Source organism: Mucilaginibacter angelicae, assembly GCF_042434235.1.
Taxonomy (GTDB): Bacteria; Bacteroidota; Bacteroidia; order Sphingobacteriales; family Sphingobacteriaceae; genus Mucilaginibacter; species Mucilaginibacter angelicae.
In genome coordinates, this window is the sequence record NZ_JBHLTS010000004.1 from 136,817 (window position 1) to 159,506 (window position 22,690).

12 protein-coding genes are annotated in these 22,690 nt (G+C 43.4%); 3 read left to right on the plus strand and 9 right to left on the minus strand.

Annotated features, from left to right (window positions below; genetic code table 11):
- The first annotated feature begins 153 nt into the window (after positions 1-153).
- Positions 154-1,044 carry an alpha/beta hydrolase gene (locus ACFFGT_RS00890; RefSeq protein WP_377020599.1) on the plus strand — a complete coding sequence of 297 codons (891 nt, stop codon included), beginning with the start codon at positions 154-156 and terminating at the stop codon, positions 1,042-1,044.
- Positions 1,045-1,185: 141 nt separating this feature from the next.
- Complete coding sequence (locus ACFFGT_RS00895) at positions 1,186-1,821, plus strand: DJ-1/PfpI family protein (protein WP_377020600.1); 636 nt, start codon at positions 1,186-1,188, stop codon at positions 1,819-1,821.
- Positions 1,822-1,879: 58 nt separating this feature from the next.
- Here ACFFGT_RS00895 and ACFFGT_RS00900 read toward each other — a convergent pair whose 3' ends face one another.
- A complete protein-coding gene (locus ACFFGT_RS00900) occupies positions 1,880-2,761 on the minus strand; it encodes an inositol oxygenase family protein (RefSeq protein WP_377020601.1) in 882 nt (293 codons plus the stop codon).
- A 222-nt stretch (positions 2,762-2,983) separates the two neighbouring features.
- Here ACFFGT_RS00900 and ACFFGT_RS00905 point away from each other — a divergent pair, with 222 nt between their 5' ends.
- Complete coding sequence (locus tag ACFFGT_RS00905; protein WP_377020602.1) at positions 2,984-4,012, plus strand: LacI family DNA-binding transcriptional regulator; 1,029 nt, start codon at positions 2,984-2,986, stop codon at positions 4,010-4,012.
- A gap of 3 nt (positions 4,013-4,015) precedes the next feature.
- Here the strand turns inward: ACFFGT_RS00905 and ACFFGT_RS00910 are convergent, their stop codons facing one another.
- The 8 genes from ACFFGT_RS00910 to ACFFGT_RS00945 all read right to left on the minus strand — a co-directional run bounded on the left by ACFFGT_RS00910 (position 4,016) and on the right by ACFFGT_RS00945 (position 22,453).
- Positions 4,016-6,310: a GH92 family glycosyl hydrolase gene (locus tag ACFFGT_RS00910; RefSeq protein WP_377020603.1), complete on the minus strand. Its 2,295-nt coding sequence runs from the start codon at positions 6,308-6,310 to the stop codon at positions 4,016-4,018.
- 125 nt (positions 6,311-6,435) lie between these two features.
- Complete coding sequence (locus tag ACFFGT_RS00915; RefSeq protein WP_377020604.1) at positions 6,436-9,678, minus strand: GH92 family glycosyl hydrolase; 3,243 nt, start codon at positions 9,676-9,678, stop codon at positions 6,436-6,438.
- A gap of 110 nt (positions 9,679-9,788) precedes the next feature.
- The gene (locus ACFFGT_RS00920) at positions 9,789-10,916 is read right to left on the minus strand and encodes an acyltransferase family protein (protein ID WP_377020605.1); all 1,128 of its coding nucleotides are present in this window, start codon (positions 10,914-10,916) and stop codon (positions 9,789-9,791) included.
- A 14-nt stretch (positions 10,917-10,930) separates the two neighbouring features.
- Positions 10,931-13,888, minus strand: coding sequence for a beta-galactosidase (locus ACFFGT_RS00925; protein WP_377020606.1), 2,958 nt, complete (start codon positions 13,886-13,888; stop codon positions 10,931-10,933).
- Between the two features lie 163 nt (positions 13,889-14,051).
- Complete coding sequence (locus ACFFGT_RS00930) at positions 14,052-16,250, minus strand: alpha-N-acetylglucosaminidase (protein WP_377020607.1); 2,199 nt, start codon at positions 16,248-16,250, stop codon at positions 14,052-14,054.
- 90 nt (positions 16,251-16,340) lie between these two features.
- Positions 16,341-17,819, minus strand: a complete 1,479-nt coding sequence (locus tag ACFFGT_RS00935) for a RagB/SusD family nutrient uptake outer membrane protein (RefSeq protein WP_377020608.1) — start codon at positions 17,817-17,819, stop codon at positions 16,341-16,343.
- A 7-nt stretch (positions 17,820-17,826) separates the two neighbouring features.
- On the minus strand, positions 17,827-21,198 hold the full coding sequence (locus tag ACFFGT_RS00940; protein WP_377020609.1) for a TonB-dependent receptor: 3,372 nt from the start codon (positions 21,196-21,198) through the stop codon (positions 17,827-17,829).
- 187 nt (positions 21,199-21,385) lie between these two features.
- The gene (locus tag ACFFGT_RS00945) at positions 21,386-22,453 is read right to left on the minus strand and encodes a FecR family protein (RefSeq protein WP_377020610.1); all 1,068 of its coding nucleotides are present in this window, start codon (positions 22,451-22,453) and stop codon (positions 21,386-21,388) included.
- Positions 22,454-22,690 lie beyond the last annotated feature (237 nt).

Here is a 22,690-nt window from a genome sequence, read left to right on the forward strand (position 1 = left end):
ACATTTTAAACTAATCGACGAAAAGAATTCTGATTTAAAGTCACTCAAATTTAAAGCCATACAGGATAACATTCGAGAATCAATTTATTAACGATATCTTGTTTTAGACGTAATTAAATAGCAGGTACATTAGGTTCAAAAATGTTATCTGTTATGAAACTTAATTTACTTACATGTTTACTGCTGTTTATAGCGTGCCTTGCAAATGCCCAACAAAAAGTTATTCAGCTTTATAATGGTAACGCGCCGGGATCTGAAAACTGGGCCTGGCAGGAGGGCTTGAGCGAACATAACGCTGCCAATACCCGCAAGGTGTATAATGTGGTGCATCCTTCGCTTGGTGTTTTCTTACCCGATCCTACAATAGCTACGGGTACTGCAGTTGTTATTTGTCCCGGTGGTAGTTTTCAGACGCTTTCTATCGATAACGAAGGTAATGAAGAAGCTAAATGGCTTAATGACCATGGTGTGGCTGCTTTTGTGCTTAAATATCGTGTGATCCACAGCCTGACTAACGATCCTGTAAGTGAAGTGAATGCTAATTACAAAACCCAAAGCTACCATGACCAGGTAGTAAAACTATTCCCGATGGCACTTGTCGATGCCCGGCTGGCCATAAGCTATGTACGCGAACATGCTGCAGAATATAATTTATCCCCATCAAAAATTGGCATTATGGGCTTTTCGGCAGGCGGCACTCTTGCCGGCGCATCTGCTTATAAATATACCCCTGCAAATAAACCCGATTTTGTTGCGCTTCTGTACCCATTCTTTCCTGCAGAGCTGCAGTCAGAAATATTAGCCGATGCTCCGCCGATGTTTGTAGCAGCAGCAGCCGATGATGAGTTGGGCCTTGCCCCACACAGCGTTGATATTTATCAAAAATGGGTAGCTTCAAAACACATTGCCGAACTGCACATGTATACTAAAGGAGGGCATGGTTTCGGCATGCGTAAACAAAACATCCCAACAGATAAATGGATCGAACGCTTTGGCGAATGGCTGGATCTTGAAGGCTTTTTAAAACCTAAATCCATCAAATAAATCCGGTTAATGTTAGTAATAATTCTCTTTACCTGGCAAATCTGACCATACCTATCAGAATTTACAAAACTGTTACCGTATATCATCATGATCACATATACATTTGCTATGCATTATTTTTCAAAATAAAAACTTAAAGAAATGCATATTGCTATTCTTACATTCGAAGGGTACAATGAGCTGGATTCATTCATTGCATTGGGTATTCTCAACCGTGTCAAAAAACCAGGCTGGCGGGTTTCTATAGCCAGCCCAACGGCTAAGGTCCGCTCCATGAATGGTGTTGTAGTTGAATCTCAGGCTACTCTTGAAGAAGCATGTGAAGCAGATGCCGTTATATTTGGCAGTGGCAAGTTAACCCGCGAAGTTGTAGAAGATCGGGAAATTATGGCCCGGTTAAAATTTGATCCAACAAGGCAGTTATTGGCGGCCCAATGCTCCGGAACACTCATCATGGCTAAACTGGGTTTGTTAAATGGTGCGCCTGCCTGTACCGACTTAACCACCAAGCCATGGGTTGTAGCTGCTGGTATAGATATTTTAAACCAACCTTTTTTTGCCAATGCTAATATAGCCACCGCTGGTGGTTGCCTGGCTTCACATTATCTTTCAGCCTGGATCATCGCCCGGTTAGAAGGTATCGAAGCAGTCAAAAATGCGCTTAATTATGTTGTGCCGGTTGGCGAAAAGGAAGAATATATTGAACGGGCCCTGCGTAATATAACGCCTTACTTACCAGAATCAGTTAAGCAGCCAGCAGGCCATCTAACAGTTTAAAACAAACAAAGCTGCAAATTACTCATCTGCAGCTTTGTTTCATATATCTCTTTCCCTTTTAAAACTTCAATGTCGATGGCAGATATTTTGCCACAAGATCCTCATAATATGGCCTTAACTCTTTCCAGTTTGGCGGGGTAGGGCTTTTTGAATAAAGATCATATGGGTTAAATTGATTAACCGCTTTAAACAATTGATGATCATGCGCTGTCATGAGGTGACTGTAGGCATTTTCCCGGTGCTGCGGATAAAACGAATGGTAACGCAGCATATACAAAGCCGGCTCTGGTAAATATGGCTTCATCATGTGGTAAATATATTCATCGTGCCCCCAGGTCATGTGCACATTATCCAAACCGCAATTGGGTTCATAAACACCGTATTTGGTATTATAACGCGGATCGTGATGATCTTTATTAAGCTCAAAATATTCGGAGAACACAATTTTATCCGAAAAAGCACAGCCTACAGGATAGCTATCTCCTACTACAGCCCATTGCGGTTCACCGAAAAGGCATAATACCTTGCCCAGGTCATGAAATAAACCCGTAAGTACCATCCAATCCGGGCGGCCATCACCGCGAATTGCTTCAGATGTTTGCAATAAGTGTTGAAGCTGATCAAGATCTGTATCAGGGTCCGAGTCGTCAACCAGTTGGTTCAGGAAATCAAAAGCATCCCAAACAGACATTTCTTTTTTATCAAACTTAAGGTACTGATCCTTTTTTTGCAGTACAAAGTCATAGGTTTGATTGATGTGCTGCAAGCGATAAAACTCGCGTACAGTATCTTTTAAATTATTTTCATAATCACGGTAAGCTTCTGTATCACGACCGGCAGCTATGGCATCGGCATCAGGATAACGGACTAACAGATCATCTTCCCATTCATCTATTGAACTTAAAGGGCCTTGATTGGGTGTATTGTTAAGCTGGCTCATAATTTGGTTGGTTTAATACAGTATTGTTGGACAATTCTGCTTATGTCTTCTCTCAAATTTCATGATTACAAACATCAATTTTAACAATCCGGAGGTATTTATTTACTTAATCGATTAAGTTACCGGGAGTTAAAGCAAGCTGAAGAAAGATAGCTAAATATCTTTTTTCACTATATTGCCTCGCTTTAAAGCACAACCAATTTTAAAACATCTGCTTAAAAAATGACCGCCGGTAACAAAAGCGATAAGGTGAATATGAAAACGCTTGCGAGGGAGCTTAACCTCTCCACGGCAACCATATCAAAAGCCCTGCGCGATAGTTACGATATCAGCCCCGAAACCAAACAGCGGGTGATGGAAGCGGCCCGGCGCTTAAATTACGTACCCAATGCTTATGCCAGCAGTCTCCGTAAGCAAAGCAGCAATACGATAGCCATTATCATCCCCGAAATTGCCGATAGCTTTTTTAGCCAGGCTATCAACGGTATTGAAAGCGTTATCGCCCCTAAAAAATATCATGCACTGATCTACCTTACCCACGACAGTTATGAACGGGAAGCATCCATGCTTGATGACCTGGCCAGCGGACGGGTTGACGGGCTGATCATGTCGGTAGCCAGCAATACACAGGACACCTCTCATATTAAAACATTACAGGAAACAGGAATCCCGATCGTTTTTTTCGACAGGGTATGTGAGGATTTAACTGCGGACAAGATCGTAACCGATGATTTTAACAGCGCATATACCGCCGCTACTCACCTGCTGCAGGCCGGATGTAAAAACATCTCACTGGTTACCATTAGCGGCTACCCTTCTATCTTATCGGCTCGTGAGCAGGGGTACCGCAAAGCTTTAGCTGATAACGGCATTACATCCGAAGATGCCGGCATAGTAACCTGCACCAATAAATACACTAATGAAAATGTGGGTATAATTAAAGAGCACCTGCGTGCGATGAAACCTGATGGCATAATAGCCACAGTGGAGCATTTGGCAACCTCAACTTACCTGGCCTGCGATGAGCTGAAACTACAGATTCCGCATGATGTTAAAGTTGTTTGCTTTACCAACCAGATCACAGCAGCTATACTTAACCCACCGCTTACTACTATTTTGCAACCGGCATATAATATGGGCAAACAAGCGGCCGAAATACTTTTCGGCCGCTTGTCGGGGCGGCTTGTTGAAGCCGAACAAGAGCTGGTGATGCCATCGCAATTGGTTGCCAGGGCGTCTACAGCCTCGTGATAATTAATCTTTTTGAGGGATATTGGTCATGGTGAAAGCCAATGTACCGCCGTGACTTATCTGCTCATGCGATATCATGTGATCTTTTATAGCCACTCCGTTAAAGGTTACCGCTTTCACGTATTTGTTTTGGGCCGATAAACCTGTAGCCTTAATCACCAGTTTATTTCCGTTTTGCAGGTTCAGCGCTATGTATGGAAACTGTGGGGCACCAATGCTGTACATGCCCGATGCCGGCGTTACCGGGTAAAAGCCCATGGTACTAAAAATATACCAGGCCGATGTTTGGCCGCAATCATCATTACCGTTTATGCCGATAGGTGCATTCCTGAAATTTTGCCATGAAGTATGTTGCCTCACCAGCTCCTGCGCCTTCCATGGCATGCCGCAATAGTTAAACAGATAGATATAGTGATGACCCGGCTCATTATCGGCACGATAATGTCCATCATTAAAATTGTGCGTTAATTTATCAGCGAATGCTTTTTCGCCGCCCATAAGGGTGATCATTCCCGGAACATCCTGCATGGCTCCAAAAGTGTACGTCCATTTAGTACCTTCGGTAAAGCCGCTATCCGGTTGTGCCGACCAACTCCCGTCTGCATTACGGGGAGCCATAAAGCCGGTTGAAGTGTTGTACACATTTTTATAGTTTTTGCTCCAACCCATCAACTGGTTATAGTCGCTGGTTTTGCCTAAAGCCTTGGCAAGCTGGGCAACGCAATAATCGTCGATTCCATATTCGATAGTGCGCGATACTGATTCCCTCGTTTTATCAACCGGAACATAACCCAGTTTATGGTAATTGGTTAGCCCTCCCCTCGCCTCAAAGCTTGTCCACAGGTCACGGTCGCCCCACTTTTTCTGAACATCGCCGTCGGGTGCAGTAAATGCATCCTTGTGCAATGCTTCATAAGCTAATGCAGCATTATAGCCTCTGAAACCTTTAACATAAGCATCGGCAATTACGGCATCAGCATGGGTGCCTATCATTATATTAGTATAAGTTGGGTTTGGCCACATGGGCATCCAACCACCCTCCTGGTACATTTGCAACAGCGATTTTACCATACCATTTACACGCTCTGGCTGGGTAAGGATGAGCAGCGGATGCAAAGCCCTGAAGGTATCCCACAATGAGTAATCATTGTAAGAAACACCATTATGCACCTTATCATCAAACGCGCTGTAGTATCTGCCATACTCTGAAAACTCCCTCGGGAAAAGCAGGGTGTGGAACATCGCCGTATAAAAAATCGTTTTTTGTCCGTCGGTAATATCAGCAACCTGTACCTTTTTCAATTGCTGTTGCCAGTTATCGCGGGTGCTTTTTACCAGCTTTTCAAAATCCCAGTCGGGAATTTCTTTTTTAAGATTGTGACGCGCCTGGTCAATGCTGATGAATGAGGTGGCAACAGTAACTTTCACAACAGTACTGCCAGTTGTTTTGAAAGATACATAAGCGCCCATACGGGTACCAAACTGCTCTTTGCTCCCTTTTTTAATGGTATGGTTATCCCAGGTGCCGTATTTACGGATAGGTTTATCAAACTTGATAATAAAATAACCCTTGAAGTTTTTAAGCTGCGGACCAAGCTGTGCCGATTGCCTGTCGGGATTGTAGCCGGTTATTTCGTTGTTAACCGTGTCAACATGTACATAGCCCCTCAATTCTTTCATCCTCACTTTAAAATCATTGGCCCAATCGGTAAGTGCAGGGTTTAGGTTAATCCCCTGGATTATGAGATGGGCCTGATCTGCCTTGGGGAATGTAAAGCGGAACATGCCGCAGGTGTTAGCACCAGCAATTTCGGCCTTGATGCCTGCGTTAGCGCCTGCCTTTAACTTTACGGAGTAATAATAAGGTTTGGCTACCTCATCTTTATGATCAAACATCAGCTTACGCTCTTCGGGCAATACACGGAGGTTACCTATCTGCGGCATTACAGATACATAACCATAATCGCCCATCCAAACGGTGGGTTGGTGCGAGGCCATCAGGCCTATTACCGAGTTATCTTCATAAGTATAACTCATTTTGCTCATCTTATTTTCGCCGGTTTGGGCTACAAAATTGGTCATGGCAAAAGGTACGTTTACGCAGGGCATGGTGCCGCCGCCGTCAAGTCCTTTGCCAAAGCCGGTTGATGCGGTGCCGATGAGCGGATTAACATAATCAACCTCATCTTTTTTTACTTTTGCTGTTTTTTGCTGCGCGTTTGTTGTAGCAGTGACCAACGAAAGCAGTATCAACGGGTATATTTTCCGTTTAAATTTCGGGCAAATGTTTAAGATCATTTTCAGATAGATTTTTAGGCTTGTTTAAACAGGCTTGGCAAATCTCTAATTTTTCAGATCATATTTATGATAAGCGGGATATTTTTTTCACGAATATTTTTGCTGATGTTGGATTGAGCACGATACTACTTTTCTGAGGCTACAATAGTTTTGATATCATCTGCAGATAGAGCAGCTTTGAACACTTTTACCTTGTTGATATAACCATGAAACACACGTTCGGATGGAAATTCCTCGTTTCGGCCTAAAGTCCACTTGTTGTTTACGGACAGATCGGCGCTTACCTCTAATACAGAGGTACCAGCCAATACACCATCAATGTAAACATACAGCGTTTTGCCGCTGCATACGCCTGCCATGTGGTGCCAATGCTGCTGCCAGTCGGCAGGGAGGTTTACTGTACAGTCGCCCCTACCCCATCCACCGGCAAAAAAGGTGAGCGTTTTATTGTCGGTCATTTGCAGTACGTGATTATCGCCCTTGCTAATGATATCAACCAGGCCTTTTTCGTTGCCCATCGGATAAACCCAACCCATCATGGTAATGGATTCGCCCATCCTGTCCAAAACTGGCGAATTTGGTACTTCTACATAAGTACTATCTCCAAACAGCAACCTATCTTTAATATTTGCCAAATTTGAAATAATGTTTCCATCGTTATGGAAGCCCGAACTATCAGTCACCGTTTTACCAGGAGTAATCGATGTAAAATCTAACAACAACGATTCCATAGCGCTTTCATAAACCTTGTACATGGCTTTAGCACTATCAACTTTTACATACTCAAATCCATTTTTCAATGCTTTGGTAATGTGGCTAACGGTTTTAGCTTCACCTGCATTCAGTTTGATATTGTCAGTAAAAGCAACGAGGTCATTCAGCATTACAGGTACTGTAAAGCTTTGGCTAATCCCGCCGGTATTTTTTATCGTATACTTAATTTCCTGGTTTTCATTTAGCCTGATCATCGGTTTTACATCCAGTCCGGATATTTGATAAGGATGTTCCTGTGGTTTTTCGGGCAGTTTTACGTCTACTGTAAGTGAAGGCATATTATCCAGCTGCAATAATGTTTTTCCAACCGGATAAAGCCTGAATACTATGGAATCCTGAATAGTTTGCCCTCGCTCTACCAAACAGTTCTTATAACCATATGGCTTACCATTAACCGACAACTTTACGGTTTTAATCCCTTTACTACCTGTATTTTTAAGTTTAAAGTTTACTGTAAGCTGCTCATCCGGCACCACGCTCTTTTTGTTAGCCGAATAACTCACTATGCTAAAAGCCGTGTTTTTTTGTGTGGCTGACAGCTCAATTGGATCTTTATCCGTCGGCCAATTCCCGGGTGCTTTTCCTGTATCAAAAGTCATTGTGCCTCCATTTACCAATACCGAATGTGGCAGGATCAATTGCTGCCAGACCTTACCGTTCACACGCAGTGATTGTACATAGTTATTTTTCAACGCTGAATTATTACTGCCGATGATGAACTTTTTGCCATTTGGCAGATGGAGCGCTACAGATTTGAACAACGGCGCGCCGATGGCATAAAGCGGCCTGCCGGGACATACCGGATAGATCCCCATCGCACTAAAAATATACCAGCTGGATGTTGAACCCAGATCGTCATTGCCGGGCAAACCGCCGGGCGTAGCGCTGAACCTGTTAAGCATGATCTTCCTAACCCATTTTTGAGTTAAAGCGGGTTTGCCGGCCTGGTTAAACAAATAAAGCAGATGAAATACGGTTTCGTTATCAAACAAGATAACGTTGTTGCTAAGTGCCGAATCCAAACGGGCAGCAAATAGCGTGTTGCCTCCTGTCATATTGATCAGGTCTTTACCATTTTGGGGCACAAAGTATGAGTATACCCATTTATCGCCCTCCTTATAGCCTGATGTGCCGGGCTGAAGTTTAAACTCGCTGCCGTTTCTCGGAAGCATGAACAGTTCATCTTTGTTCAGAAGATTGCGGTAATTGAAACCCCTGTTTAATTCCAATTGGTAAGTTGGTTTATCATTCATCACTTTGTCCGCGAATTGTGATAAAGCCCAATCGTCATAAGCGTACTCAACAGTGCGGGTTACCGATTCTGGCCGGGTAAAGGGGACATAGCCTTTTTCATGATAAATTTCCATGTCCGACTGAACAAATGGGCCATCAATAAGATCCTTCTTCATAGCCTTATAAGCAAGCTCCTTATCAAAACCTGTGATCCCCTTTAGATAGGAATCGACAATTATTGGGACAGCATGGTTACCCGTCATGGTCTCTGTTGGAAGGTGTCCGCTTTGCTTATAAACATCCAGCATGGATAAGATCACATCCTGTTGTTTTTGCGGATAAAGCAGGGTAAGTAAAGGGTGCAGCGACCGGAATGTATCCCAGGGAGAAAATCCGCCATACTGGTTTTGCCCTGTTTTTTGATAAACTTTACCATCATTACCACGATAACTGCCATCAGCGTCATCAACAACCCATGGCAGTAGTAGCGAGTGATAAAGCGCGGTATAAAACACTGTTTTGTTTTGCTCGTTGCTATCGGTTATATCCACAACCGATAACAGTTTAGCCCATTCGCTGCTGGTTTTCGCACGCACCTCATCAAAACCCAGGTGACCGATTTCCTGGTCGATATTATGCTGCGCGTTACTATAGCTAACCGATGATTTGCTTAACTGTATAGTAATTACTTTACCACTTATTTCAGCTTTAGCGAAACTGAATAACCAGCCGTCTTTAGCCTCTTTTTTATCTGTGTAGGCTTCGCTAAAGTTTATAACCGTATTAGCTCCTGCAACATGGATTATTTTATTGGAGATAACCTGAACCTCAGCCCCTCCGCCGATGAAAATTTGCGGGCTGGTGTTTCCGCCAAAAGTAAAACGGAACATACCTGTTCTTGCAGTTGTAGTAGCTTCTGCGGTGATGTGCTGATCGTCAAAACTTACTTTATAATAACCGGGTACAGCGATTTCTTTTTTGTGCGAAAAACGCATGGCTGATTTACCGGCTTCAAAGTCAGCATCACCATTGAATGGCATTATAAAAAAGCGACCGGATGATCCTTCCGGGAAGCCGCTCATATGCCCAAAGCAACTAAAGTAATAAATTGAACTATCGGTATAATTATATCCCCTGGCCCCGGTAACTCTTGTTTCCGGACTTAGCTGTACACTGCCCGATGGCGCAACCGCCCCGGGATAACAGCCGCCGTTATTGCCCCATTTGGTAAGCACATTACTTACGGTAGTACCAATAAACGGGTCAACATAATGCAGGTGGTTTATTTGCTGGGCATGCAGATTGGTGTCTATTAATAACATTGCAGCTAAGGCGAAAACGATATGGAATAGTGTCTTCAATTTAAATCTATCTTTATTTGTAGAGACGCATCACATGCGTCTCCCATCTGATAATAAAACGTTGACCTGTTTGGTTGGAGACGCATGTGATGCGTCTCTACGGGCAAAAACTATATTTTAATATAGATCTTCTTTTTATCAAGCACCCAGGCCACCAACCAGCAAAGCATCATATAACAAAGTGCAAATACCAGCGTGCCAAAAGCGCCGGGAAATAGCTTTTGATAAAACACCTGGTTGATCCAGTCATAAAAGCTAAGCTGAGGCTTTACCCAAACGGTTTGGAAAACAGTGAGCAGCAACTCCGATAGCAAGTATATGGCTAATGAATTTCGGCCCAAAATGAGGAAGAAGTTTGTACCGTTCTTCATCTTTTTTATTTCGATAGCGAATACCATAAAGCCCAGCAGCAAAAGATCAATACCGATGGTAAGCAGCGTAAATGAGCTTGTCCACAGCTTTTTGGCGACAGGGAAAAACTGCGCCCAGAACAAGGAAGCAGCAATCAGTAAAACCCCGCACATGAACAAGCGCGCAACCGACTCGTAATTTTTACCCTTCCGCTGAATGAACGCCCCGGCCAGGAAACCGCCAATTACATTCACAATCCCCGTCATGGTACTCAATAAACCTTCTGGATCGAAAGCGATGGGGCCGCCTTTGTCGTGATATAAATGGTCATTACCTAATATTGCTATATCCAGCCGGGTGCCGGCGTTGCCAAGCATGGTATATTCTTTACCCGGTTCGCCCAAAAACACCAGGAAAGCCCAATAGCCTATTAAAAGCACAACAGATATAATGATAGCCGTTTTTTGCGAACAGTAATGAACTATCAAGGCACCAAAAAAGTAGCATAAAGCTATGCGCTGCAACACACCCATAATGCGGGTATGACTTAAAGGGTTAAATGCCCAGCCACCAGCCTCGCGGTGAAAGAAAGGGAACCAATACATGAGGTAACCCAGCAAAAAAATGATGACTGTACGTTTAAAGATCTTGCCTATAAAAGCGGCATCGGTTTCAAATTTCTTTTTGGAGAAACTAAGCGCGTTACCTACAGCAAACAGGAATGATGGAAAAACAAGATCGGTAGGTGTAAAACCAATCCAGGCCGCGTGATCAAGCGGCGACCATACGTTTGCCCCCGAACCGGGGGCATTAACAATGATCATGAAGCAAATGGTCATACCACGGAAAACATCAAGTGCGGTAAATCTTTCGGTTGTTGTAGCCATTTTCTGCTGTTATGTTAATTAAGGGGTATTGAAATTTCTTTGATTATTCTGCCTGCCACCTCTTCGGCTACAATGCGGGTTTTGTTGATATTGCTGCCGTCCTCGTCATAAACCACCAATTGGTTTAAACCGCTTTTAAGCCAGCATTCGGGGATATAAAGGCTTTTCATATCCAGCTTTTCAGGGTATCGGCCTAAATTATGTCCGTTAACCCAAACAGAGCCATGCCCTAAGCTTGCTGGGTCAAACCGCCAGATGAATGTATTCCCGGTTACTTGTGGTACACTGAAAGTGGTACGATAAAAGGCTGGGGCATTTTTCATTTGCTTAGCGGCATTAAGCTTAGCCCAGCCCTGAATACTCATTGCATCACCCGGACCGCCCTTCAGTTGCCAACCTGTTATCGCTGTGGCATCACCAATTGCATTGATCTTTATGGGCTGATCAATCCCTCCTTCGTTCGAGTAATTCTCAATAAAGAGGGTAAGGTTAATGGGGTGTTTCAGAGCTTCGGCATCGGTAATGTCCACCTCAAAAGGCTGGTTCCAACCATCATGATGGGCTACCTGCTTACCGTTGATAAATACGGTGGCATTTTCATCAACACTTTTAAACAGCACCGTTATTTTCGAGGTACCCGCGGGTTGTTGCGGAATTGTTGTATGAAACCAGGCATAGCCCTCTTTCAGATCAAAAACATCCGCGCCTATTTTATATTTTTTGTACACCGATGTATCAAATGCAGGTGGTCCTTGTTTCACGTCATCCTTCTCAACGGCTTTAGCAAAATACCAATCTCCAAGCTCTGTAATAAACGGCCCTCCTTTTTTGATCAGCGCAGTACCGAAAAGCCCTTTGCTATCTACCTCGTCAATCGGGCCAAGATAGGCAGCCAGTTTGTCCCTCCCATCATGTGCCGTAAAAACAGCCAATGTGTGCTTTCCTTTTTTAAGATCAAAGGATAGCTCATTATCGTTCAGCTTCCATTTGGCAAGCGGCTTGCCATCGATAAATGCCTGTCCCCGGCCGCCGCCTTTTACCTGCAGGGTATATTTTCCGTTTGATGGTATGTTTACGGCTGTTCTGTACCAGGCATCGGCAGTTACATCAGCATCGGCACCCATAGGCTGCGGATTTTTTGATTTGAGCCAGGTGCTTGTATTTACAGTTGATACCGAGTTGATAGCTGCATTTTTATATTGCCAATTGGATAAGTTGATGACTTGCTGTTGATTACTCTTTTGCATATTGAGATTAAAAACCAGTCCTTTTTTATCTGTATACAGTATTCCCTTTTGAGCTGCGCGCTGCATTAAAGGAGTTTCAGTTGCTATGGTAAATTGTCCGTTTTTAACAACGCTTTCGCCAACGTAATTTAAACCAGTGATGATATAGTTCTTACCTGAAACTTCGGTGATCCATGTTTTATCAGTGAGGGCTCTGTTCATGGCCAAAACCCTGATAGTTTGTGAACCTGTGCTAAAGCCATATTCAACAGGTGTTTCTCCTGTAAAAGGCATTTTTTCGTCGATAACTACATGATCATTGGCAACTTTTATAGCTGCAAAAGTCGATGAAGCTTTCGCTTTGGTATTGAACCGGAGCAGCAGCTGGTCACCGGCTTCGGCATCAACTATGATAGTTGTAGTGTTATCCTGTTTTACAATTGCAAAAACACGGCTAAAAGCCCAATTAAGCGTAACCTCGTCATTGATCTTATAATTATGCACCAAAGGGTAAATCTCTTTGGGTTGAACACTGATCTTTTTACCGGCAAGCAGTTCTTCGGCACCGCTGATATTCAGTGCTGTGCTTATTTTAGATGTGCCGGGGTTATCCAAAAATATCAGATCACCGGCAGGGCTTGTGCGGGCGGATATTTTCAGAGTGGTATCTGCAGTTATGCTTTTATAAGCAGCCGATCCGTTGGTGCTGTTCTCCAGAACATCCTGAAAGCTACGGCTAAACCAGGCTGCACGTTTAAAGGTATAATAGATCGTCCTTAAATCGCCCGCCTGACCTATTGCTGTACCATAATCATATGAAGCAGCATCCTCATCATTATTGGTGTAGCCAAAGTTTGAGCCGCCATGAACCATATAGTAATTATATCCGTTACCTCCGTGAGCGATGATCTTCCATGTACGCCTGTCATAAAGACCAGCATCGCCCGGCTTAGCGCCGTATTGAGAATACCAAACGGCCCAAAATTCGGTAGAGAACCATGGGTTTGGCCGCTTATCATCATCAAGCTTTCCATCGCCCGCAGGGTCGCTGGCATGGTGCAAACCGCTGAAGAAATAAGGCACCTGCATACCCATTTGCAAGGCTTTTGATTGCAGGCGTTTAAAATATCCGTCGGACATGATAGTACCCCAACCGTTGGGATGCTCGTTTTCCAGTTGTACCAAAATTACCGCGCCACCATCATTGATCTGCCGCTTAAATACAACCGGTAGCAGGTGGTCAAAAAACCGATCTACATATTGTTCAAAAGGTTTATTATCTTCACGTACACGGAGGCCTTTCTTAAATTTAAGCCATATCGGGTAGCCACCGTTATCCCATTCGGCACAGTAATATGGGCCAACGCGTACAATGGCATATAAGCCAAGCTGTTTTACTATGTCCAGGAATTTACCCAAATCATGATCACCGGTAAAGTTAAATTTGCCTTCCTGTTCTTCATGAAAATTCCAGATGGTATAGATCTCTATGCAGTTAAAACCAGCCCGTTTGATCCGCAGCAACCTATCGTACCAAAGCTCGTGCGGGATGCGTGCATATTCCAACCCTGCCGATACAATAAAAGTGCGTTTGCCCTGAATAATAAAACCTTTGCTGTCAAAATCAATGTAAGGTTTGGCAACAGCCATTGCCGGGAAAATATGATCGTTAGCGCTTTGGCTGTGTGCTGCCGTAAAAGCGCTTAGCAGTAAAATGAACGTTAATATAGAATGGCGTATCCTCATGATTATATTACAATCCTGTCATTCGATAAAATTAAAAAAGCGTCATTTTGAGGCACGAAGCAATCCCCTATTAGCAGAGCCCCCCTGTATAGTTCGCGATTGCTTCGTGCCTCGCAATGACATTTTTTATACTGTTTTATGAAAATTTCTTTTTAACGGCGTCTCAGTGAGTTCCTAAAATCACTGCATTATACTTCACAAACAATTGCTTTGATTTTTCAACGGCATCACCTTTAGCCACATCGGTATAAGCATTATCATGCTTGTTTACCCATTGCCATTCCCAATCTTTTACCTGCTTGTCAAAAGCATCGGCATTAAAATCAGTTTTGTCCGATAATGATTTATCCAGCTGATTAAAGAACATGGCCCAGCGTTGTTTATAATAACCTTTTATTAAACCTGCCCATTGACGGTTGGAGTATTCCCTTAAGCCGCTTTCCTTATCGCCCCAAAGGGTAACCAGGTCGCGGGCGTTAAATTCATACAGGTTTTTCTCTTTGTCGGTTATGCCGTTAGCTCTTGCCTCGTTTATCCATTTACCTAACAGGAAGTCTTTACGGGTGCTTAGCAGGGCATCCATATCATCCATCAATTCCAAAAACTGGCTGCTGTATAATTTAAACTGCTGCTGATCTTTATTTTGATAGGCCTGCGCCATTTTCTGCTGCAACGGACTCGCATAATTGGCCAACACCTGCCGGGTTACATCAACCAGATCATACTGAAAGCCATCGCTTTGTTTCAGGCTATCGGCAGCGTTTATGAGCAAGCCCCAGGCTTTAGCCAGTTGCATTGGGTCATAATCCAATTTGGTCAGTACCCTATCGATATATTTTTTAAACGTCGGTCTTGCTACAATAATTGATTCAGGCCCTCCCTCGGTTAAGCCACCCGAATAAACCGAATTTAATAGGATATGCCACGCCTCATTTGCCTGGCCGTTAGCCTGACCATAACGGCGCTGGGCATAATTTGCAACCCAGGCATCGGCATCAATCGGCGTATCGCGCCAAACGTTTTCCAGCATCAGGGCAAACAGGGCAGGGTTTTGTTCTATGCCCTCGGGCGTAACACCAATACCGCGCATATTTTTTGATTCGGGATCATGCAGGGCGATGGCTGGGTCGGCAGCTACGTGGCGCATGCGGCCAAATAGACTGATGTTGCCGCCAAAGTTTTGCAACATGCTCCAGATCCAAGGTTTACCGTAATAAGCTTCGGTACGGTTCCAAACCGGGTGGGCATCACTGTACAGGTCAAGCACTATCATTTGCTCATTGGGCACGGCATTAAGCAAAGCTTTGATCTGCTGTGGCTGCCAGAATTTATTGTTGTAGTGAAACATCCAGCCCTGCATTACCCAAATAGCTTTTGGATCGGCAGCGGCCATGGAGTTGAATACTTTTTTGCTCATGCCATCCAGGTAAGTTGAATCGTTGGTTGGCGGCACGTTTTCGTTAAAAGTATCGGCAGAATAAAGGTGATCGGTACCAAATTCCTTCGTCTGCGCTTCTATATATTTTTTGCCGATGGTTTCAAACATCGGATCGTCGGGGTCAAGTATAAAAACATCGGGAAACCCGGCATCCCAGTTGGTTTTTTTAACCTTAGCACCGGGGAATTTATCTTTAAATGATGGCGGCACGTGGCCGGTGAATGACGATAACACAGGCGTCATCCCGAAAGAGCGCTCACGCTCTAAAATCTTTTTTTGTAATGTTTTGTGCGAATCCATCCAATGCTGCGGCAGCGGGCCACCCCAGGCATCAATGTTCCCCATCCAAAACCATGAAAAATAAGCCGGACCGCTAAAAAACTCATCCAGTTGCTTATCTGTAAAGCCCATGTCTTTATAAACACTTTGCCAAACAGCTTCTTCGCCGGTTATCGCCAGCGGCAGGTTAATGCCGTTCAGGGCCATCCAGTCAATTTCTTTTTGCCAGCGATCCCAATCCCACCAGGCCATGGTATAGTTAAATGTGCAGTAGTTTAAATAGTAGCGATACTGGTAAGGTGTTGTTTTATGGATGAGCCCTTTAACTGCAGGCAGGGTTGCCGGCAAATTAAGGTTGGTACCATTCCAGCCGATATCGCAAAAGCAATAAGTTTTAAGATAGTAGTTTAATGCCGATGCTATTGACAGACCATTGTTGCCCCTGAGCACTATTTTACCATTACGGCTCTCCAGCTCAAATACATCCTTGCCGTTTTGCTGCGGGATAGCTTCAACGGTAAACAAATTACTTTTACCGGGGATTATTCTTTCAATAAAGTCATAAGAGGCTTTCTGATCAACCTGGGCACCGGCTTTAAAGCCAAATGCAATAATAGCAGCTAAAACAAGTAAACACTTTCTCATTCAATAGATTATTAAATAGCGGCATCGAATGATGCCTGAAAAAATACCGGCAACAGGAGGTTCTCCCCTGCCGCCGGTATAAGGATCTGATTATTTAAAATTAGGGTTCTGTATCAATACACCTTTACTCTTATCAATTTCCACCTGTGGGATTGGGAAGTAATAGTTTTTAGGGCGTACAAAAGTCACTGTTTTGTTTTGATCAAGCGGCGCTTTAGAGATAGCGAGGTTATAAATAGCCGCAATGTCAACAATGTTCTTTTTGTCCCAGCGCATCAAATCCTGGTGGCGCTGATCTTCGCCTGCCAGCTCAACACGGCGCTCGTGGATCAGCTCTTTCATACCTGCTCCTGAAACGGGCTTTAACAACGGAGAAGCACGGTGCCTGATCTGGTTGATCAAAGCATCACCTGCTCCCGCCCCCTGTGTGCGGATCAATGCTTCGGCAACTAACAGATAAATATCAGCAGAGCGCATTAAAGGTACTGCAAAACTGTGGTCGACACCGCCGCCGTTTGCCTGGGTATTAAATACCGCGTACTTTTTAAAAGCAAAACCGGTAGCTGAAAGATCGGCAGTGAAGGTTGTTAAACCATTGCCATCGCCCAAATCTACTTTGTCTCCAACGCTTAACAGGGTTGCAGCTTTACGCGGGTCGTTTGCTTCAAACTCGTTGGCAAGCCCCTGTAAAGGCTGGCTAAAACCATAACCACCCCAGGGGCGCGGAATGTAGTAAACGGTAAAGTCGTTTTGTACCACATTTTGAACAGCCTGGATAGAGAAAAGTAATTCGGTGCTGTTTTCATTTGCACGGGTAAAATTATCAGCATAATTAGCAGCCAAAGCATAATGCGAATTGGAAATCACTTTCTGACCGGTTGCAATTGCCTCTGGTAATTTTTCCCAGTACATATACAATTTGGTTAATAAACCCAGTGCTGTTCCTTTACTTACGCGGCCACGATCGGCAGCGCCATAGCTTTCGGGTAACAGGTCAACCGCTTTTAACAAATCGGCCTCTATCTGTTTGCGAACATCTTCAATCGGTGATTTTGGAACGTTAAAATTCAGCGATGTATAATCAGCTTCAGTAATAATAGGAACATCACCGTGGATGATCATCAAACGCCAATAGCCAAAAGCCCTTAAAAAATAGGCCTCGCCCATGCTGCGGTTTTTAACATCGGTAGATATGGCGGTTATTTTAGGAATATTAATGATACAGTTGGTAGCACGGTTAATTTCCTCATATCTCCATCTCCAGGGATACCTGATAGCCGCGTTTGAAGCATCGTAAGTCAGGTTTTCGATACCTTCGTCCTCGCCGTGGTCGCCCGAGCGCCAGTAATCGTCGGATGGGGTATCAAATGTTGATTCGGCATGTCCTATATAATCCTCTTCAGGTAAAATGCTGTAGATCCCGGTTATCGCGTTAACAGCATCAACTTCGTTACGGAAATAATTGGTTGAGCTGTAAACACCTTGTTGCTTTAAATCAAGCGCTTTTTTACAACCGCTGCCCACCAGGGCCAGTGATAAAAGCGTATATAATATTTTGTTCGATTTCATGATGATGTTATAATTTAACTGTTACACCAAATGTTATTGTCCTGGTCGATGGGTATTGCGCTACATCAACCCCTCTTTGCAAATTGCCGTTCGTATAACCCAACTCAGGCGTGTAGCCTTTATAACCGGTTATAAAAAATACGTTTTGACCGGAAGCATATAGCCTTACACTTTTTAAAGTGGCTTTTTTTGCCCAGCTTGTAGGAAGAGTGTAACCCAAAGTGGCATTTTTAAGACTTACATAGCTTCCGCTTTCAACAAATAAGTCGGATGTACGGTAGTTATCATTAGCACGATCAAGCGATAAACGAGGGATGGTATTGCTGGTACCCGGACCTGTCCAACGGCCTAAACTTTCGGCATACAGGTTAAACGGATAGGTTGGGTCAATACCCTGCATTCTATCGGCATTGTAAAGGCTCACACCAAATACGCCGGTAAAGTTTGCCGAGAAATCAAAGCCTTTGTATGATATGTTACCTTGTAAACCCGCGGTAACCTTAGGGTTAGGATTACCCAGGTTGGTACGGTCGTTACCATCAATCAGGCCATCGCCGTTCAGGTCAAGGAAACGCACGTCGCCCGGCCTGATACTGGCCTTGCGCGAATCATTTTTAAGTGCCGGATCGTTATCAATGTCGGCTTGTGTTTGATATAAACCATTGGTTTTCCAGCCGTAAAATGAAGCTATTGGCTGACCTTCATAAGTACGGGAAATTTCCTGGCTTGAGCGGCCATAAACAGTTGAACCAATAAAAGTCCCCTCTCCATTTAACTTGGTTACCTTGTTTTTGATATATGAAGCGTTAGCACCAAAAGAGTATTTTACCTTATCATTACCACCATGATAATTAAATTCAAACTCAAAACCTTTGTTATTCATGGTACCAATATTTTGGTTAGGAATATTTACCGAACCTGCCGCACCTACTACAGGTGGAGATATAAGCATATCCTTGGTGTTTTTATTGAACCATGTTAATGTTGTGGTTAACTGGTTATTTAAAAAGCCCGCATCTAAGCTAATATTGGTCATGGCTGTGCGTTCCCAGGTAATATCCGGATTGGCAAGGCTGTAAACTGCCGCGCCGGTATAACCGGTACCGCCAAAGGTGTAACCGTTATTTTCATAGGTGCTGCCCAGCCTTATTAAGCTGGTGTATTGGAATGTACCTATGTTCTGATTACCAAGCTCACCATAACCACCTGTTAGTTTCAGGTTGCTTATCCAGCTTATGTTTTTGATAAACTGTTCGTTAGATAACCTCCAGCCTAAAGAAAATGCCGGGAAGTAACCCCATCTTTTTGATGGTGCAAATTTGGATGATCCGTCTGCGCGGAAAGTTAAAGTAGCCAGGAAACGGCTATCGTAATCATAAAACAACCTGCCGAAGCCTGATTGCAATGATGATTCATCGGGTACTACGCTTGAGTTAAACTGGCTGTTGCCCAGGCTAAGCACACGCTGATCTTGTGATGTATCATCATATCCTATCCGCCATGCGTTAAAGCCATAGGTTTTAAAGTTTTGGTATGAATAACCACCGGTGAAGGTTACATGGCTTTTACCAAACACCTTATCATAAGTCAGGAACGACTCCAACAACTGTGATGACAATTCACCCTCGTTTTGAGTTAGCTGAGAGGTAGTATTTTGCCTGGCCTGGTTAACATCGGCTATGCTGAAGTTATATGCACGGTTTAAAGTACCATCATACGCGTAGTTTACACGGAGTTTTAACTCTTTTAAGAATGTGATTTCGGCAAAGGCATTGGCCAGCGCCCGGTATTTTTTATTAAACCTGTCTGCTTCCTGTATGGTAGCATAAGGGCTGTTGACATCACCTAACTGGTTGGCAAAGGCTTTTGAAGTACCGTATGTTCCATCCGGGTTAACCAAAGGGATGGCCGGGTTAAAGCGTAAAGCCGAGAAGATGAGGCCGGTTTGAGAGTTGTTATTGTCAAACCCTACATTATTGGCGTAGCTTAACTGGATATTTTCGCCCAATTTCAACCATTCGGTTACCTTATGCTCCGAATTGAAACGAGTGCTGAAGCGTTTAAAATTGGTTTTATCAATTATACCATCTTCATTATAAATCGAGGTTGATAAATAATAGGTTGATACTTCATTACCACCGGTTAAATTAACATCACCATTAACTACGTGGCCTGTTTTCATAATAGCCCTCTGCCAGTCGGTTCTTTGGGTGGCATAATAGCTATCATTCCATGGTGCATCGATAGCGACACCATCATTAGTATAGCGTTCCCTTTTTAATGTATAAAGATCAGGGGCAGTTAACAGCTTAAGGTATTTAGTGGTATTAGAGAAACCATTGTAAAAGTTGACATTGGTTGCTAATTTCTGGTTATAAGTACCTTTTTTAGTGGTTACCAATACAACACCGTTGGCTGCACGTGTACCGTATATTGCAGCTGCCGATGCATCCTTCAATATATCAACCGAAGCAATATCGTTGGGGTTGATATCGCTCAAAGCATCGGGGTTGCTGGTAGGCACACCGTCAACAACAATAAGCGGGTTGGCATCATTAAGCGTACCGGTACCACGGATACGGATACTTGACGCGGCGCCCGGCGAACCATCGTTACGCACAATGTTAACACCGCTTGCACGGCCATCCAAAGCTTGGGTTGCTGATGCTACTGGAAGATTTTGAATATCGGTACCCTTTACGCTGGCTACGGCACCGGTAACATCTATCTTTTTAGTGGTACCATACCCTACCACCACAACTTCGGTTAAGGCAGATGGCAAAGCAACCAGTGTTATATTTAAGGTTTGGCTTCCGGTTATAGTAACCACCTTTTTTTCGTAACCGATATAGGTAATTTCCAATACTCCGTTTACCGGTGCATCAATATTGAAATTACCATTTGCATCGGTAGTAGTACCCTGATTGGTACCTTGAAGCCGGATGTTTACACCAATAAGTGGCTCGCCTTTGGCATCAACAACCTTTCCCTTTACAATGGCTAAACTTTTAGTATCCTCCTGGTTTGCAATGATCACTACATGATCATCGTTCATTTTGTAGGAGAGCTTATCATCAATAATAGCCGCAAGCAGTTCATCAATTGTTGCGTCTTTTACATCAAGATCAACCTTGCCCAGTTTTTTAATAGAAGCGTAGTTGTAAAAGAACCTGTAATCGCTTTGTTTTTGAATTTTGGTAAGGATGCTGCTTACCTCAGCCTGCTTTAAGCTAAGCGTAAATTTCTGCTGTGAGTACACTTTTGCAGAAACCTGCACGCAGGTAACCAGGACCATAAAAAATACTGCTTTCATCAGCAAAATAACTTTGAGACATACGGGTGCACCCTGAAGCGAAAACACCCTTCTTGTTTTTTTCATTACATTTGTTTTGAAAATAAATGGATGGAGTAAGCGCTGTTTTGCAATGACTTACTCCGTTAATAAAATCCTATTTGTTTGCGGGGAGGAGTGACAGCTCTTCCCTTGTTTGTTTTGGATTTTCAGGAATCTGATAAGTAAGTTTTCAATACCATAAGCTGTTAGTTTAGAGGTTAGTTTATTTAATTTATTTTTCCTTTTTCGACAGGTAAACAGTTTGACCATCTACCCTGAATTTGAACGGCGTGGTCATTTCAATAATGCCCAAAGCCTCCTGCAACGACTCTTTATCAAGCAAACCACTTATCTGCTCGGTACGAAGCGCCTGATCTTCAAATACAACCTGCACGTTGTATTTGCGTTCAATTTGCGCAGCCACATCCTCAAACACTTCATTAGTGAACAGGATCCGGTTATCAACCCAGGCAGTTTCCTTTACTTCATCGGGCTTAACATCGGGTAATGCGGTAACCTGGTATTCTATTTTGTTCTCTTTTGGCTTTACACTTTTAGGATCGCGGTTATTAATAACTATAAGCTTCTCGTTAGGCAGCAGGATGATCTTTTTTTCTGGGTTGTTCTTTAATTCAACCTGCACTTTACCTTTTAACAAAGTAGTTTCAACCGTTTTATCATTATTATAGGCCTTCACATTAAAAACAGTACCCAATACTTTTACAACAAGCTTAGCGGTATGCACCAGGAAAGGTTTTTTAGCATTTTTGGTCACCTCAAAAAAACCTTCACCGGTAAGGCTTACATCCCGGGTGCCTTTTTCAAAAGCTTCGGGGTATGAAAAAGTACTGCCGGCATTTAACATTACCTGTGTGCCATCGGGCAGTTTCAGTTTTTGGGTTTTACCGTAAGGCACATGAATTTCATGGATCACAATTTCTGCAATCGAATTATCCTGCTGTATTCCCCTTCTGTAAAGCAAGCCACCTGTTACGGCAAGCACCAGTACAGCGGCAGCAACCCATTGCCACCTGAACATAAACCTTACTTTAGTATTGTCCTCAGCATCTTCGTTCGAGCTTTTGATCCGGTTCCAGATCTCTTCCAGGTTCCCGTTAATCTCTTCAGGTTTTGTTTCTGCCGGCTGTGCATCATTCCCTTTTAAAGCATCAGTAACCTGGTAAGTTTTTTTATAATCGGGAAATTGTTCAAGAAACATGTCGAGTTCGGCCAATTCCTCTGCACTGGCACATTTGCCCATACTTTTGGCCATTAACTCAATAAACCTGGATTTGCTCATAGTAATTGGTATTCTGGCTTAAGGACACAGCAGTTCCCGGTTTTTCCTAAAAGAAATTAAAATATTTTTTGAGGGGGGATTATGTCAATAACACAAGGTAAGTTTACACTTTTCACATAGGAAGATTTTACACAAATCTGTATAGCTTTTTCAGGACGGGTCAGAAAGTTTTTTTCAACATTCAAAAACGGACACATCCATGTTCGGATCTGTTACAGTATATTTAACCATTATCAT

Coding starts and splice junctions, on each gene's coding strand:
- ACFFGT_RS00890 (WP_377020599.1), top strand. CDS start 154: ATGAAACTTAATTTACTTACATGTTTACTGCTGTTTATAGCGTGCCTT.
- ACFFGT_RS00895 (WP_377020600.1), top strand. CDS start 1,186: ATGCATATTGCTATTCTTACATTCGAAGGGTACAATGAGCTGGATTCA.
- ACFFGT_RS00900 (WP_377020601.1), bottom strand. CDS start 2,761: ATGAGCCAGCTTAACAATACACCCAATCAAGGCCCTTTAAGTTCAATA.
- ACFFGT_RS00905 (WP_377020602.1), top strand. CDS start 2,984: ATGACCGCCGGTAACAAAAGCGATAAGGTGAATATGAAAACGCTTGCG.
- ACFFGT_RS00910 (WP_377020603.1), bottom strand. CDS start 6,310: ATGATCTTAAACATTTGCCCGAAATTTAAACGGAAAATATACCCGTTG.
- ACFFGT_RS00920 (WP_377020605.1), bottom strand. CDS start 10,916: ATGGCTACAACAACCGAAAGATTTACCGCACTTGATGTTTTCCGTGGT.
- ACFFGT_RS00925 (WP_377020606.1), bottom strand. CDS start 13,888: ATGAGGATACGCCATTCTATATTAACGTTCATTTTACTGCTAAGCGCT.
- ACFFGT_RS00930 (WP_377020607.1), bottom strand. CDS start 16,250: ATGAGAAAGTGTTTACTTGTTTTAGCTGCTATTATTGCATTTGGCTTT.
- ACFFGT_RS00935 (WP_377020608.1), bottom strand. CDS start 17,819: ATGAAATCGAACAAAATATTATATACGCTTTTATCACTGGCCCTGGTG.
- ACFFGT_RS00940 (WP_377020609.1), bottom strand. CDS start 21,198: ATGAAAAAAACAAGAAGGGTGTTTTCGCTTCAGGGTGCACCCGTATGT.
- ACFFGT_RS00945 (WP_377020610.1), bottom strand. CDS start 22,453: ATGAGCAAATCCAGGTTTATTGAGTTAATGGCCAAAAGTATGGGCAAA.